The organism is Streptomyces sp. NPDC048424, from assembly GCF_040651555.1.
Lineage (GTDB): Bacteria > Actinomycetota > Actinomycetes > Streptomycetales > Streptomycetaceae > Streptomyces.
Window position 1 is genome coordinate 201,041 of record NZ_JBEZKE010000012.1, and the last position, 15,072, is coordinate 216,112.

Consider the following 15,072-nt stretch of genomic DNA (forward strand, 5'->3'; position numbering starts at 1 on the left):
TATGCGGATCGCCGCCGGATCGGTTCCTGTCGGCCGCGCGTACGCCGTAAGCGTCGCTCGTCGTTCAACAACGTCTCATCCGAGGGAAGTTCACCATGAAGATCTCCAAGGCCGCTGCGGCCGCGGCCGTCGCCGTCGCCCTTTCCCTGACCGCGACCGCCTGTGGCGGCAGCAAGCAGGACGCCGCCAGTGACGGCGGTGCCTCCGGTGGCGCCAAGGACAAGATCGTCGTCGGCATCAAGTACGACCAGCCCGGTCTCGGCCTGAAGACCCCGGACGGCAAGTACACCGGCTTCGACGTCGACGTCGCCACGTACGTGGCCAAGGAGCTCGGCTACCAGCCGAACCAGATCGAGTTCAAGCAGGCCGTCAGCGCCGAGCGCGAGAACCTGATCAAGAACGGCGACGTGAAGTTCATCGTCGCGACCTACTCGATCAACGACAGGCGCAAGGAGCAGGTCGACTTCGCCGGCCCGTACTTCCTCGCGCACCAGGACCTGCTGGTCCGCGCCGACGACTCGTCCATCACCAAGGCCGAGGACCTGAACAAGAAGAAGCTCTGCTCGGTCACCGGCTCCACGTCGGCTCAGAACGTCAAGACCAAGCTGGCCCCCGAGGCCGACCTGCTGGAGCTGGGTGGCTACTCCGAGTGCCTGACCGGCCTGGAGAACAAGAAGGTCGACGCCCTCACCACGGACAACTCGATCCTGGCGGGCTACGCGGCCCAGGAGAAGAACAAGGGCAAGTTCAAGCTGGCCGGGCTGAGCCTGAGCAACGAGAACTACGGCATCGGTCTGAAGAAGGGCGACAAGGAGCTCCAGACCAAGATCAACGCCGCGCTCAAGAAGATGGTCGAGGACGGCAGCTGGCAGAAGGCCGTGGACGCGAACCTCGGCCCGGCCAACTTCAAGAGCGAGCCTGCCCCGCAGATCACCGAAGGCAGCTGATTCATCGGTGAGGAGCGTCGCCGCCCGCCTGCCGCGGGCGGCGGCGCACCTCACCGGCCATCCTGGGGAGAGCGCAGGGCATCGTGTTCGATTTTCTTGATTCCGGGCAGTACGACGTGCTCGGAGCCTTCTGGGTGACGGTTCAGCTCACCCTCTACTCGGCGGCCGGATCCCTGATCTGGGGCACCGCCCTGGCGGGAATGCGGGTCAGCCCGGTCCCGCTGCTGCGGGGCTTCGGCACCGCGTACGTCAACCTGGTGCGCAACACCCCGCTGACCTTGCTGATCATCGGCTGCTCGCTGGGACTCAACCAGACCCTCGGCATCGCTCTGGGTGGCGACACGTTCAAGGAGACCGGCTTCCGGCTCGCGGTCCTCGGACTGATCGCCTACACCGGAACCTTCGTCTGCGAGGCCCTGCGCTCCGGCATCAACACCGTGCCCGTGGGGCAGGCCGAGGCGGCACGGGCACTGGGGCTGAGCTTCTTCCAGGTGCTCACCCTGATCGTGCTCCCCCAGGCCTTCCGGGCGGTCATCGCACCGCTCGCCAACGTACTGATCGCGCTCACCAAGAACACCACGGTGGCGGCGACCATCGGCGTGGCCGAGGCGGCCCTGCTGATGAAGGAAATGCTCGAGAACGAGGCGCAGGCGGTCTTCGCGGTCTTCGCGGTCTTCGCCCTCGGTTTCGTCCTGCTGACCCTGCCCACCGGTCTCCTGCTGGGCTGGGTCGCCAAGCGAGTGGCGGTGAAGCGATGAGTTCCGTGCTGTACGACACCCCCGGCCCCAAGGCCAAGGCACGCAACTGGATCTACAGCGGGATCTTCGTCGTGCTGTTCGGGCTCGTCCTGTGGTGGGCGCTGTCCCTCATGGGCGAGGCCGGCCAGCTCGACGCCGACAAGTGGTCCCCCTTCGTCACCGACAGCCGGGTCTGGACCACGTACCTGATCCCCGGCCTGATCGAGACCCTCAAGGCCGGCGCGCTCGCCATGGTGATCGCCCTCCCGCTCGGCGCGGTGCTGGGCATCGGCCGACTGTCCGACCACGCCTGGGTGCGGGCGGCGGTCGGTGCGTGGGTGGAGTTCTTCCGCGCCATCCCGGTGCTCATGCTGATGCTGTTCAGCAGCGCGCTGTACGCACCGCAGCTCATGGACGTCCCGTCCGACACCCGGCCGTTCTGGGCCGTGGTCACGGGCCTGGTCCTCTACAACTCGGCCGTCATCGCCGAGATCGTCCGGGCCGGCGTGCTCTCCCTGCCCCGCGGCCAGACCGACGCGGCCAAGGCGATCGGCATGCGCAAGGGTCAGACCATGACCTACGTGCTGATCCCGCAGGCCGTCACGGCGATGCTGCCCGCCCTGGTCAGCCAGCTCGTGGTGATCCTCAAGGACACCGCGCTCGGTGGGGCCCTGCTCGGCTTCGCGGAACTGCTCTCCACGTACCGGCAGATCACGGCCAACTACAGCAACGCCATCGCGACCCTCGTCGTGATCGCCCTGATCTACATCGTGGTGAACTTCGTCCTCACAACCTTCGCCTCCCAGCTGGAGGGCCGGCTGCGGAAGTCGAAGAAGGGCACCGGCGCCGTGCTCGGCGCGGAAGAGATCGACGACGCGGTCCCCGGCGCGAACACGGCGGCCGGAGCCTGACGCCGGAGCCTCCTTCGGACGACCCCCGGGTCTGACATACGGTCAGTCGGAATGCGTAGCCTGTGTGGTGCGGCGGAACTCATCCGCCGCACCACACTGCGTTGCGCCCTCGGGTGTCACTTGACGCAGACACCTCCAATGGGTTGCATACGTTCTGTGATCACATACCGGACACCGGGAGCCACATCATGGACCCGGTGATCGTCGTCGGCGCGGGGCCCGTCGGCCTGTCCCTGTCCCTCGCCCTGGCGGGCGCGGGCGTGCCCTCCGTCGTACTCGACGAGGGGCCCGGCAAGGAGGAACCGCGCCCGGCCCGTACGGTCGTCCTGCACGCCGACACCGCGGCCATGGCGCACCGGCTGGGCTGTACGACGCTGCGCGACGAGGGGGCGTACTTCGCCGCCTGGCGCACCATGCGGCGCGGCCGCGACACCCAGCGGATCACCTTCGAGGACCACCCGGCCCCCCTGCACGTGCCGCAGCACGCGCTGACGCGCGGGCTGCGCGACGCCGCCGCGGCGCACCCGCTGGTCCAGCTGGTCACCGAGAGCCGTCTGAACGCCCTGGAACAGGACGGCCACGGCGTCACCGCCCACACCCGGGGCGCCGAGACCACGTGGTGGCGCGGGAGTTACCTGGTCGGCTGCGACGGCGCCCGCTCCACCGTGCGCAAGCTGCTCGGAATCCGCTTCCCCGGCCGCACCGCCGTGGAGCGGCACGCCGTGGCCGCGCTGCGCACCGAACTCCCCTGGCCGGGCGAGGCCTTGCTGCACCGCAGCGCGCCGCGGGAGGTCACCTCCCGGCCGCTGCCCGACGGGGTGTGGCGGCTGGACTGGCTGCTGCCCGCCCGCGGGGAGCTGGTGACTCCCGACACGCTGGTGACCCTGATCCGGGACACCCTCGCGGTGTGGTGCGGTGGCAGCACTCCCCCGTACGACCTCATCGACACCGGGGTCCACACCCTGCACCACCGCCTCGCCCGGCGCTGGCGCGACGGCCGTGCCTTCCTCGCCGGCGACGCCGCGCACCTGCTGGGCGCGCTCGGCACCCAGGGGGTCGAGGAGGGGCTCCGGGACGCCGAGAACCTCGCGTGGAAGCTGTCGCTGGCCTGGCACCAGGGAGCCTCCGAGGCCCTGCTCGACAGCTACGAGGGCGAGCGGCGCACCGCGGTCGCCTCCCGGCTGCGCGCGGCCGACCAGGCGATGCCGACGCTCCGCGCCGGCGGCGGCCTGCGCACCTACCTGCCCGGAGCCGCACGCTCCGCCGAATCCCTCCTCACCGACGGCCACCTCGGGCGCGGACCGCTGGGCGCGGAGCCGGCGTACGCTCCGCCGGTCGCCGTGCGCGAGGTGCCGACGGCCACGGAACCGGGCGGTCCGGTGGCGAACGTCCCGGTGACGGCGCCCGACGGGTCGACGGTGCCGCTGCGGGACCTGCTGGGGCAGGGGCGGCTGCTGGTGGTCCTGGTCGCCCCGGGCACCGGGGTCTGGGACCGGCGCCACTGGCTCGGCGCCGGGCTGATGCCCCGCCTCGCCGCGGCGGTGAGCGCCCTTCCGGTCCGTACCGACCTGCTCGTCGCGGACTCCTACCCGGGCGCGCCGGCCCACACCGTGCTGCTCGTACGGCCGGACGGGCACCTGGCGGCGACCTTCGCCGGGGTCCGCCCGGCGGAGCTGTACGAGGCGGCGGACACGGTCCGGGCGGGCGCACCCGCGTCCCGGCTGCCCGCCCCCTCGACGACACCGACCGTGGTGATCGATTGACCGTCCTCCCGGACTCGTGGTTCACTCGCCGAATGACCGGCAACGACGTACGCCTGTGGCGGAGGGTCCATATGGACCTGCTCCGCTACGCGGGCTGCGTGTGTCGCCCTTCCTGTTGATTCGCCCTTCCCTTCGCGCGCCCCGTGCCGTCCACCGGCCTGCGCGCACCTCCGCGAACCCAGGAACGGTCCTCCTTCATGTCTGCACCCGTGTCCACCGCACGCCCGTACACCCCTGAGCCCGCACCCGCGCCCGCCGGGGGCCCCACGGCCTCCGAACTCCTCGACTTCGCCCTCCGCACGGCGGCCGACCCCGCCGCCGTGGCCGCACTTCCGCTCGATCCCGAGGGCCGCACCTGGATCCGGCTGGACGGGCCGGGCGGCAGCGAGGCCTGGCTGATCGGCTGGCCGCCGGGCACCGGCACCGGCTGGCACGACCACGCCGAATCGCGGGGCGCGTTCGCCACCGCCCGGGGCCGACTCACCGAACACTCGCTGGCCGTACGGCTGCCCTCGGAGGGCTGGCGCTCGCTGGAACTGGCACCCGACGTCGACCGCAGCCGCACGCTGGACACGGGCACCGGGCGGGCCTTCCTGGAGCACCACGTGCACGAGGTCCTCAACGAGTCCCCGACCGAGCACGCGGTCTCGGTGCACGCGTACTACCCGCCGCTCCCGCTGATCCGCCGCTACAGCCGCAGCGGCCCGGTGCTCCACCTCGAGCACGTCGAGCGCCCGGCGGACTGGCAGTGAGCGCCCCCGTCGGCATCGACGAGCTGCTGGAGCAGGTCCGCGCGGGCTACACCCGCGTCGGCCCGGAGGAGGCGTACGCCGCCTCCCGCGCCGGCGCGCTGCTGGTGGACATCCGCTACCAGGCCCTGCGCGAGCGCGACGGCCTGATCCCGGGGGCGCTGGTGGTCGAACGCAACGAACTGGAATGGCGTCTGGACCCCCGCGGCAGCCACCGCGCCCCCGAAGCCACCGGCCACGACCTCCAGGTGGTGGTGATCTGCAACGAGGGCTACGCCTCCAGCCTCGCCGCGGCCTCCCTCCACACCCTGGGCCTCCACCGCGCGACCGACCTGACCGGCGGCTTCCAGGCCTGGAAGTCCGCCGGCCTCCCGGTCGCACCCGCCTGAAAGATCCAGCCTCACCGGCGTTTGAGGCGCGGCGGCTCGGGGGCGGAGCCCCCGCAACGGCGCCGCACAGGAACGGCTTCGGGGGCCAGGGCTAGCCCTTGGCGGTGGCCACGGCCACCGGAGCCGGCCTCAACGCCACCCTCCCCGGGAGGGAAGTGGCCGCGAGGGCCAACAGCCCCGCCACCCCCACCACCGCCGCGTACGCGACCGGCAGGACCGCCGGCGCCGCCACCCCCGTCATGCCCACGCTGAACGCGGTCAGTACGGCCAGCGCGATCCCCGACCCCAGCACCACCCCGATCAGGACCACCGCCAGCGCCTCCGCCCGGAGCATCCGCAGTACCTGCCGCCGCTTCGCCCCGGCCAGCCGCAGCATCGCGAACTCCCGGAAGCGTTCGGCGGTGGACATCGCGAGCGTGTTCACCACCGCGATCGCGGTGAAGGCCAGGACCAGCCCCATCGCCAGCAGGTTGATCTCCGCTGCTGCGTCCTGCCGCCGCGCCGGCTCCTCGTCGGCTTCCGCCGCGGACAGCACCCGCACCCCCGGGAACTCCCGTACCGCCGCGGCCAGCCGCTCCCGCCCGGCCTCCGGCCCCGGCCCGGGATCCCCAGCCACCAGCACCCTGCTCGCCAGCGGATTGTCCGCGTGCGCGGCCACCAGCCCGTGCGGCAGCGTCAGATCCCCGAAGCCCAGCCCCCGCGCGTACACGGCCGAGACGGTGAGCGTGACGGGGGTCCCGTCCCCCAGCGTCAGGCTCAGCGGACTTCCGGGCTTCAACCCCAGCTGGTCGGCGGCGAGTTCGCTCACCGCCGCAGCGCCCTCCCCGAAGCCGTCCAGGCTGCCGGCCGTGACCTGGGGGTCCCAGGTCCGGGTCAGCCCGGCCGCGGTCACGCCCTGCGCGGCGTACTTCGCCAGTCCCACCCGTACCGACGTGTGCACGATCTCGGTGGCCGCCGTGACGCCCGGCGTCCGCCGGATCCGCTCGGCGGCCTCCCGCGTGACGCCGGGACCTTGCGCGGCCAGCACCCAGTCGGCCCGGATCCCGTCCCGGGCCTGCGCCCGGGCGGCGTTCCCGAGCGTCGGGGTGACGAAGAGGACGGTGCACGTCATGCCGACCAGCAGCGCGAGCGGGGTGACGGCGGAGGCCATCCGGGTGGCGTTCCCGCGCAGGTTGGCGGTGGCCAGGTGGCCGCCCGGGCCGGTCAGCCGCAGCGGTCCGGCGAGCAGCGCGCCGGCGCCCCGTACGAGCAGCGGTCCGAGCAGCGAGACCGCCCCCGCCAGGACCACCACGGCCAGGAAGGTGACGGGGGTCGACGCCGGTTCGGTGCGCAGCGAGCCGAGTACGACGACCAGCGCCGCCCCGCCGGCCAGCAGCAGCATCCCGAGCGCGCTGCGGATCCAGCCGGGCCCGCCCCGCTCGACGGCGGCTTCGGCGAGCGCCTCGGCCGGGCGGATCCGTGCGATCCGCCGCCCGGTGATCCGTGCGGCGGCCCAGGCTCCGAGCAGGCTGGCCCCGACCGCCGCGCACATCGGGAAGATGCCGGCGGTGCGCTCCAGGGTGACGGGGACGACGCCGGCGTCGACGAACCGGCCGTGCAGCCAGGCGGCGAGCGGCAGCCCGGCGAGCGCCCCGGTGATGCCGGCGGCCAGGCCGACGAGCAGCGCCTCCCGCCCGATCATCCGCCGCAGCTGGCCGGGGGTGGCGGCGATGGCCCGCAGCAGGGCGAGTTCGCGGTGGCGCTGCTGGACGGAGAGCGCGAAGGTGCCGACGACCACGAGGATCGCGACGAGCAGGGAGGTGCCGCCCATCGCGCCGCCCATGGAGACCAGCTTGATGCGGGCGCCGGCGGCGTCGAGGAACTCCACCGGTCCGCGCTCGTCCCCCGTGCTGACCTGCGCCGTGGTGCCCTTCAGCGCCTGCGCGACGTGGCCGGCGAGTTCACCGGCGTCGACGCCCGGCGCGGGCAGCACCCCGATGGCGCTGACCTGCCCGTCGCGGGCGGCGAGCCGCCGGGCCTCGTCGTCGCTGAAGAAGAGCGCGCTCTGCCGGGCGAGGTCACCGCGGGGCGTGGTCGCGATCCCGCTGACCTGGTACGTCCTGGGCTCGCCGGTGGACTGGACGGTGAGCTCGGAGCCGGGCTTCAGCCCTGCGCGGGCGGCCAGCGCCCGGTCGACGACGACCTCGCCGCCGCTCCGGGGCGCACTGCCCTCGGCGATCGCGAAGGGGGTCAGCACGGCCGAGGTCCAGGCGTGTCCGTACGAGGGCTTGGGCGCGCCGGGGGCCTTGAGCAGCGGGACGGCCTGGAACGTGAGCTCGGGCACGGCCCGCTCGACGCCGGGCACGGCACGGACCGCGTCCACGGTGGTCTCGGGGAGCCAGGCCCGCTCGGCGACGGGCTTGGCCTTGTGCTTGGTCTTGGTCTTGCCCTTTTTCCCCTCGCCCTTCTTCTTGACCGTGGTCTCGTGGACGTTCTGGTCGGCGGAGACCAGGACCGGCGCGGATGCGTAGCGCTCGGTGCCGATCCTTCCGCGCAGTCCCGTTTCCAGGAGGGTTCCGCAGGCGGTGACGAGGGCGGCCGCGCACAGCAGTGCGACGAATGCGCCGAGGAAGCCAGCCTTGCGGTACCTGAGGGTCTGAAGGGCGTAACGCAGCATCATGCCGTCAACTCTGCTGGCGGGCACGGCTCCTGACACTGGCGTACCCCGGCATCCGCACCCGGGGGCTACCCCCACCCCGGGCCCGGCGGATCACTCCCCCTGGTACCCGAGCTCGTCGGCGTCCTCGCCCTCCGCCTCCAGCGCGCGGCGTACCACCCGCAGGGCCATGCCCTCCGGGTATCCCTTGCGGGCGAGCATCCCGGCGAGGCGCCGGATCCGCTTGTCGCGCTCCAGGCCCCGGGTGGCGCGGAGCTTGCGCTCCACGAGCTCCCGGGCGGTCTCCTCCTCCTGCTCGGAGTCGAGCAGTTCCAGGGCCTCCTCCACGAGGGTGGCGTGCACCCCCTTGGTCCGGAGCTCCTGGGCGAGCGCCCGGCGGGCCAGGCCCCGGCCGCGGTGCCGGGACTCGACCCAGGCTCCGGCGAAGGCGGCGTCGTCGATCAGGCCCACCTCCTCGTACCGGGAGAGGACCTGCTGCGACACCTCCTCGGGGATGCCCCGCTTGTGCAGGGCGTCCGCGAGCTGGCGCCGGGTGCGCGGGCTCCCCGTGAGCAGGCGCAGGCAGATCGCCCGCGCCTGCTCCTCGGGGCTCTGGGGCGGCAGTTCCTGGCGGTCCTCACGACCGCGCCTGCTCCTGCCGCCCCCTTCCTGCTCCCGCACGGGTCAGCTCTTGGCCACGGCGGCCTTGGCCGTCGTCTTGGCCTTCGACGCGGGGGCGGGCACGGCCGTGGCCTCGGCGGGCGCGGCGGCACCGGCGTCGGCGGTGGCGGCGTCCTTGCGGACACCCACGCCCAGCTTCTCCTTGATCTTCCGCTCGATCTCGTTGGCGAGATCCGGGTTGTCCTTCAGGAAGTTGCGGGCGTTCTCCTTGCCCTGGCCGAGCTGGTCGCCCTCGTACGTGTACCAGGCACCGGCCTTGCGCACGAAGCCGTGCTCCACGCCCATGTCGATCAGTCCACCCTCGCGGCTGATGCCCTGGCCGTAGAGGATGTCGAACTCGGCCTGCTTGAACGGGGGCGCGACCTTGTTCTTGACCACCTTGACGCGGGTGCGGTTACCGACCGCGTCCGTGCCGTCCTTCAGGGTCTCGATGCGGCGGATGTCGAGGCGCACGGAGGCGTAGAACTTCAGCGCGCGGCCACCGGTGGTGGTCTCCGGCGAGCCGAACATCACACCGATCTTCTCGCGGAGCTGGTTGATGAAGATCGCGGTGGTCTTGGACTGGTTGAGCGCACCGGTGATCTTCCGGAGCGCCTGGCTCATCAGTCGGGCCTGGAGACCCACGTGCGAGTCGCCCATCTCGCCCTCGATCTCCGCGCGCGGCACCAGGGCCGCCACGGAGTCGATGACGATCAGGTCGAGGGCACCGGAGCGGACGAGCATGTCCACGATCTCCAGTGCCTGCTCGCCGGTGTCCGGCTGCGACAGGATGAGGTTGTCGGTGTCGACGCCGAGGGCCTTCGCGTACTCGGGGTCGAGCGCGTGCTCGGCGTCCACGAAGGCGACGGTGCCGCCGGCCTTCTGCGCATTGGCCACGGCGTGCAGGGTCAGGGTCGTCTTACCGGAGGACTCCGGCCCGTACACCTCGATCACGCGGCCGCGGGGCAGCCCGCCGACGCCGAGCGCGATGTCCAGCGCGGTCGACCCGGTGGGGATGACCTCGATGGGGTCGTTCGGCTTGTCGCCGAGGCGCATGACCGCACCCTTGCCGAATTGCCGTTCAATCTGTGCGAGCGCGGCGTCGAGAGCCTTCTCGCGGTCGGTGCCTGCCATGGGTTCCACCCGGTTTGCTTGAGTCGATCGCTTCACGCCATTGACGCTAATGCCTGCCACTGACAATGCGCCTCCACGACCGGTTCGGCTGTGGATAACTCATCAGAATGGATGTTCGATTTTCCTGTCAAGCGCACCACGCCCACCGGCCCACCGACCCCCCGGACGGCTACCGACCGCCGGCTACCGGCTCAGCGACTTGAGCGCCGCCGCGTGGTACGGCTTCAGCTCGTCGAAGCGGTTGCCGAGGACCTTCGCCGCCCACTGCGGGTCCTGGAGCAGCGCCCGGCCGACGGCGACCATGTCGAACTCGTCGCGTTCCATGCGCTCCAGGAGGTTGTCGATGTCACCGAGCGCCGCGCCCTCGCCGGCGAAGGCGCGGATGAAGTCGCCGTCGAGGCCGACCGAGCCGACGGTGATGGTCGGCCGGCCGGTCAGCTTCTTGGTCCAGCCCGCCAGGTTCAGGTCCGAGCCGTCGAACTCCGGGATCCAGTAGCGCCGGGTGGAGGCGTGGAACGCGTCGACGCCCGCCGCCGCCAGCGGGGCCAGGATCGCCTCCAGCTCCTCCGGGGTCTGCGCGAGCCGTGCGTCGTAGGCCTCCTGCTTCCACTGTGAGTAGCGGAAGATCACCGGGAAGTCGGCCGCGACGCGCTCGCGGACCGCGGCCACGATCTCCGCGGCGAACTTCGTACGGGCCACCGCGTCGCCTCCGTAGGCGTCGGTGCGGCGGTTGGTCCGCTCCCACAGGAACTGGTCGAGGAGGTAGCCGTGGGCGCCGTGCAGTTCGACGCCGTCGAAGCCGATCCGCTCGGCTTCCGCGGCGGCGTCGGCGAACGCGCCGATGACGTCGTCGAGGTCGGCGCGGGTCATCGCCTTGCCGGTCCCCTCGGTGCCGTCGACGCGGATGCCGGAGGGGCCGACGGCGGGGGCGTCGGCGTACGGGGCCTCGCCGTGCTTGCGCACCATGCCTATGTGCCACAGCTGGGGCACGATCGTGCCGCCCGCCTCGTGCACGGCCGCGGCGACCTTCGCCCACCCCGCCAGCTGGTCCTCGCCGTGGAACCGCGGCACCCTGTCGCTCTGCCCGGCGGAGTCGTGGCCGACGTAGGTGCCCTCGGTGACGATCAGGCCCACACCCGCGGCGGCCCGGCTGGCGTAGTACGCCTGCACGTCCTCGCCGGGTACGCCGCCGGGGGAGAACATCCGCGTCATCGGCGCCATCGCGATGCGGTTGGGGACGGTCAGGCCGTTCAGCTTGACGGGCCGGGACAGGATCTCGGCCGCGCGGGAGGCGGTGGGCGAGGTGACGGTCATGCGGGTCCTCCGGAGTGAGGCTGTGGCTCGTCGTAGCGACGACGAGAAATGCATAATACACACGCTATGTATCATGCACATTGCCGCGTCCGGCCGCCGTGCGGCGCCGCCCGCTGCCCGCCGGGCCGGGCCGTGCGGGGGTCCGCCGGGTCCCCGGGTTCACAGGTCCGCGATAATGGAGCGCCGGAAGGAGCGGGAGGCGCAGTGCTGGAGAAACTGGAGCGGGAGCTGATGCTGCTCTCGCGGCACCAGGTGCTCGCCCGGCGCGAGCGCGACCCCGAACGCCTGGAGCGGTCGGCGTACCTGCTGCTCAGCCGGATCGACACGCAAGGCCCCATGTCCATCGGACAGCTGGCGGAGGCCTTCGGGCTCGACACCTCGACCGTGAACCGCCAGACGGCCGCGCTGCTGCGCTGCGGACTGGCCGAGCGCGTCGCGGACCCGGACGGCGGCATGGCCCGCAAGCTGCGCATCACCGTCGAAGGCGGGCGCCGGCTCGCCGAGGACCGCGAGGTCAACCGGTCCTGCCTGGCGCGGGTGGTCGCCGACTGGTCCCCCGAGGAAGTACGGGAGCTGGCAGACGTCCTGGTCCGGCTCAACCGCAGCGCCGAGGCCCTCGAAGGACGGTACTGGCCGCGCGCCGAGGAAGACGGGGGCCCTTGCCCGCCCTCACCGCGGTGAGAGGCCGAGGCATGCCCCATCACCTGCGGTTCTTCTTCGAGTACGGCGTCGACACGCCGTTGTGGCCAGGCCCGTCCGACATGCCCGACCTCGACAGCCCCTACGGGTACCCCTGCACCCCGGAGAAACTGCCCATCGCCGCGGCCACCGGCGGCGAGCTCACGCGACTCGCCGACCTGTACCAGTCCTCACTCGACTGGGACCACCCCTCGGGTCCTTCACCCTGGACCCGTGAGCAGCAGGAATCGTTCCGGCGCGAGGCCGATGCGGCACTGGAGGCGTTGCGCCGCGAGTTGGGCGACGGCTGGACGGTCGAGGACCGGAGGAGCTGAGCCCGGGAAGCCCCGCCCGTCACCGGGCGGGGGTGAGGCCCTGTCCGGGCGCGGGCGTCAGCTCACGGCCCGCTTCACCAGCGCCGCGATCCGCTCCTCCACCTCGGCCGTCACCTCGGTCAGGGCGAAGCCGGCCGCCCACATCGGGCCCTCGTCCAGCTTGGCCAGGTCGCTGAAGCCGAGCGTCGCGTAGCGCGCCTTGAACTTCTCCGCGCTCTGGAAGAAACAGACGACCTTGCCGTCCAGGGCGTAGGACGGCATCCCGTACCAGAGCTTCGGCGCGAGGACCGGGGCACTGGCCGTGACGACGGCGTGCACGCGCTCGGCCATGATGCGGTCCGAGTCCTGCATCTCGGCGATCTTCGCGAGGACGTCCCGCTCCGCCTCCGCCGCCTTGTCCGCGCGCGAGCCGCGGCGCGCGGCCGCCTTCAGCTCCTGGGCGTGGTCCTTCATCGCGGCCCGCTCCTCGGCCGTGAATCCCTCGTGCGTGCTGCCGTTGGTCTTGCTCATGACGGATCTCCCCCTTGAGGTTCTCGCTGCGCGCGCCGTGAGAGGGACCTTAAGCCCGCCCACTGACACGGCCCCTGTCGAGGCGTCACAAGTAGAGGGCGCGCAACAACGTTTTTCCAAGGGTTGGTCGTGAGCAGTCGGGCAGCAATGCGCCGAAAGGCGCGCGCGACAGGACTGACAACCCAGGGTTGACACCCTTCCGACTGTCAACCTACGGTTGCACTCATGACGAACCCTTCCGTGGAACCCGTTCGCATGACCAATCCGGTTCGCCTCGACGACCTGATCGAGGCCATCAACAAGGTCCACGCCGACCCCCTGGAGCAGCTCAGCGGCGCCGTCGTCGCCGCCGAGGCCCTCGGGGACGTCGCGGACCACCTCATCGGCCACTTCGTCGACCAGGCACGCCGCTCCGGCGCCTCCTGGACCGACATCGGCCGCAGCATGGGCGTCACCCGCCAGGCGGCCCAGAAGCGCTTCGTCCCCAAGGCGGACAAGGAGGGTACCGCCGCGCTCGACCCGAACGCGGGCTTCGGCCGCTTCACCCCCCGCGCCCGCAACGTCGTCGTCGCCGCCCAGAACGAGACCCGCGCCGCCGGCGGCGCCGAGATCCGCACCGACCACCTCGTCCTGGGCCTGCTGGCCGAGCCCGAGGGCCTCGCGGGTCTCGCCCTGGGCGCCCAAGGCGTCGCGGCGGACGACGTGCGCGCCGCCGTGGCCGCCGTACTCCCCCCGCCCCAGGCGGAGATCCCCGCCCTCATCCCCTTCGACGCGTCCGCGAAGAAGGCCCTGGAGCTCACCTTCCGCGAAGCCCTGCGCCTGGGGCACGACTACGTCGGCACCGAGCACATCCTGCTCGCGCTGCTGGAGCTGGAGAACGGCGAGGGCACGCTGAGCGGCCTCGGCGTGAGCAAGGACGCCGCCGAGGCGACCGTCACCGCAGCCGTGGAAAGCGCACTCGGCGCCGCCGGGGACGCGCCGTAGAGGAGTCCGCCTCCTCCGTCAGCGCGTAGCGCTTCACGTACGCGCCGAGGAAGGCCTGCAGCGTGGCGACGGCCGGGATCGCGATGAGCGCCCCGACCGCGCCCAGCAGGGCGGTGCCCGCGATGACCGATCCGAAGGCGACCGCCGGATGGATGTCCACGGTCTTCGAGGTCAGCTTGGGCTGCAGGACGTAGTTCTCGAACTGCTGGTAGACCACCACGAAACCGAGGACGTACAGCGCGTACCAGGGGTCGACTGTGAAGGCGATCAGGACCGGCAGCGCGCCCGCGAGATAGGTGCCGATGGTGGGGACGAACTGCGAGACCAACCCGACCCACATCGCGAGGGCGGGCGCGTACGGAATGCCGAGGACCGCCAGCACGATGTAGGTGGCGATGCCGGAGATCAGCGCCATCAGTCCGCGCGAGTACAGGTAGCCGCCCGTCTTGCTGACGGCGATCTCCCAGGCGCGCAGCACCTCGGCCTGCTTGGCGGGCGGCAGTACGGAGCACAGGGCGCGCCGCAGCCGCGGTCCGTCGGCGGCGAAGTAGAAGGAGAACAGTCCGATCGTCAGCAGCTTGAAGAGTCCGCCGAGCACGGTGGCGGACACGTCGAGCACGCCGGACGCGCTGTTCTGCACGTACTTGCGCAGCCAGTCGGAGCGCAGCACGCTCTCCTGGATCTCCAGCCGGGACAGTTCGGTGTGGAAGGTGGTGTTGATCGCTTTGATCACGGAGTCGAGGTAGCCCGGGAAGCCCTCGACCATGGCGACGATCTGCCCGGCGAGCAGCGAGCCGAGCAGCGCGAGGAAGCCGGCGGTCACGATGAGCACCGCGATGAACGTCACGAAGGTGGCGAGCCCGCGGCGCATGCCGCGGGCCGCCATCCCGGACACCGCCGGTTCGATGGCGAGCGCGAGGAAGAACGCGATCAGGATGTTGACGAGCAGCCCGATGAGCTGGTGGAAGGCCCAGCTGCCGAGCTGGAAGCAGGCGACGAGCGCCAGCACGAGGATCACGGCGCGCGGCAGCCAGCGCGGCATCCGCGCCTCCGCCCATCCGGGGGCCCCGGGGGCCGCACCGGCCGGAGGGCTGCCCGCCCCGCCGGAGCCTGCCTGCGGGACGGGGCCGCCGGGGGCTACGGGACGCCGGGAACCGCCGGTGCCCTCTGCGGCGACTCCGGCGCTTTCGGCACGTGCATCGCCCGGATCGGGGACGTCGGCGGGCCTGTCGGCGGGCTGGTCGTCGGTCGTCGTCTCATCACTGGCTGCCACGCCGCCAAGTCTGGCCCACCGACCGCCCGAACCACGTAGCGGTGCGCGGCGGT

General features: G+C 72.0%; 16 protein-coding genes. 10 read left to right on the forward strand and 6 right to left on the reverse strand.

Going from position 1 to position 15,072, the window contains the following annotated elements:
* The first annotated feature begins 95 nt into the window (after positions 1–95).
* From AB0D29_RS19515 to AB0D29_RS19545, 7 genes are all read left to right on the forward strand, one after another.
* Positions 96–947, forward strand: a complete 852-nt coding sequence (locus AB0D29_RS19515; protein ID WP_362855635.1) for a glutamate ABC transporter substrate-binding protein — start codon at positions 96–98, stop codon at positions 945–947.
* Positions 948–1,030: 83 nt separating this feature from the next.
* A complete protein-coding gene (locus AB0D29_RS19520; RefSeq protein ID WP_362855637.1) occupies positions 1,031–1,705 on the forward strand; it encodes an amino acid ABC transporter permease in 675 nt (224 codons plus the stop codon).
* Positions 1,702–2,595 (forward strand): amino acid ABC transporter permease, encoded by an 894-nt coding sequence (locus tag AB0D29_RS19525; RefSeq protein ID WP_362855638.1) that lies wholly within the window; start codon positions 1,702–1,704, stop codon positions 2,593–2,595. Before AB0D29_RS19520 ends, AB0D29_RS19525 begins: the two co-directional genes overlap by 4 nt.
* Positions 2,596–2,783: 188 nt before the next feature.
* On the forward strand, positions 2,784–4,358 hold the full coding sequence (locus tag AB0D29_RS19530) for an FAD-dependent monooxygenase (RefSeq protein ID WP_362855639.1): 1,575 nt from the start codon (positions 2,784–2,786) through the stop codon (positions 4,356–4,358).
* 32 nt (positions 4,359–4,390) lie between these two features.
* Complete coding sequence (locus AB0D29_RS19535; protein ID WP_311318651.1) at positions 4,391–4,477, forward strand: putative leader peptide; 87 nt, start codon at positions 4,391–4,393, stop codon at positions 4,475–4,477.
* Between the two features lie 78 nt (positions 4,478–4,555).
* A complete protein-coding gene (locus tag AB0D29_RS19540) occupies positions 4,556–5,110 on the forward strand; it encodes a cysteine dioxygenase (protein WP_362855641.1) in 555 nt (184 codons plus the stop codon).
* Positions 5,101–5,496 (forward strand): rhodanese-like domain-containing protein, encoded by a 396-nt coding sequence (locus AB0D29_RS19545; RefSeq protein WP_362855685.1) that lies wholly within the window; start codon positions 5,101–5,103, stop codon positions 5,494–5,496. Before AB0D29_RS19540 ends, AB0D29_RS19545 begins: the two co-directional genes overlap by 10 nt.
* A 91-nt stretch (positions 5,497–5,587) precedes the next feature.
* Here the strand turns inward: AB0D29_RS19545 and AB0D29_RS19550 are convergent, their stop codons facing one another.
* The 4 genes from AB0D29_RS19550 to AB0D29_RS19565 all read right to left on the reverse strand — a co-directional run bounded on the left by AB0D29_RS19550 (position 5,588) and on the right by AB0D29_RS19565 (position 11,239).
* Positions 5,588–8,155 (reverse strand): FtsX-like permease family protein, encoded by a 2,568-nt coding sequence (locus AB0D29_RS19550; RefSeq protein ID WP_362855642.1) that lies wholly within the window; start codon positions 8,153–8,155, stop codon positions 5,588–5,590.
* 90 nt (positions 8,156–8,245) lie between these two features.
* A complete protein-coding gene (gene recX / locus AB0D29_RS19555) occupies positions 8,246–8,812 on the reverse strand; it encodes a recombination regulator RecX (RefSeq protein WP_362855644.1) in 567 nt (188 codons plus the stop codon).
* Between the two features lie 3 nt (positions 8,813–8,815).
* Positions 8,816–9,925, reverse strand: coding sequence for a recombinase RecA (gene recA, locus AB0D29_RS19560; RefSeq protein ID WP_362855645.1), 1,110 nt, complete (start codon positions 9,923–9,925; stop codon positions 8,816–8,818).
* 183 nt (positions 9,926–10,108) lie between these two features.
* A complete protein-coding gene (locus AB0D29_RS19565) occupies positions 10,109–11,239 on the reverse strand; it encodes an NADH:flavin oxidoreductase (protein ID WP_362855647.1) in 1,131 nt (376 codons plus the stop codon).
* A 231-nt stretch (positions 11,240–11,470) separates the two neighbouring features.
* Between AB0D29_RS19565 and AB0D29_RS19570 the strand changes: the two genes are divergently transcribed.
* Positions 11,471–11,920, forward strand: a complete 450-nt coding sequence (locus tag AB0D29_RS19570) for a MarR family transcriptional regulator (RefSeq protein ID WP_362855687.1) — start codon at positions 11,471–11,473, stop codon at positions 11,918–11,920.
* Between the two features lie 11 nt (positions 11,921–11,931).
* Positions 11,932–12,252, forward strand: a complete 321-nt coding sequence (locus tag AB0D29_RS19575) for a hypothetical protein (protein WP_362855649.1) — start codon at positions 11,932–11,934, stop codon at positions 12,250–12,252.
* Positions 12,253–12,309: 57 nt separating this feature from the next.
* On the opposite strand, the gene AB0D29_RS19580 is transcribed toward AB0D29_RS19575, so the two are convergent.
* The gene (locus AB0D29_RS19580) at positions 12,310–12,762 is read right to left on the reverse strand and encodes a hypothetical protein (RefSeq protein ID WP_362855651.1); all 453 of its coding nucleotides are present in this window, start codon (positions 12,760–12,762) and stop codon (positions 12,310–12,312) included.
* A 225-nt stretch (positions 12,763–12,987) separates the two neighbouring features.
* Here AB0D29_RS19580 and AB0D29_RS19585 point away from each other — a divergent pair, with 225 nt between their 5' ends.
* Entirely contained in the window at positions 12,988–13,746 is a 759-nt protein-coding gene (locus AB0D29_RS19585) for a Clp protease N-terminal domain-containing protein (protein ID WP_362855652.1), read from the forward strand.
* On the opposite strand, the gene AB0D29_RS19590 is transcribed toward AB0D29_RS19585, so the two are convergent.
* Complete coding sequence (locus tag AB0D29_RS19590) at positions 13,697–15,019, reverse strand: AI-2E family transporter (RefSeq protein ID WP_362855653.1); 1,323 nt, start codon at positions 15,017–15,019, stop codon at positions 13,697–13,699. The two genes, AB0D29_RS19585 and AB0D29_RS19590, sit on opposite strands and share 50 nt — an antisense overlap.
* Between the last annotated feature and the right edge of the window lie 53 nt (positions 15,020–15,072).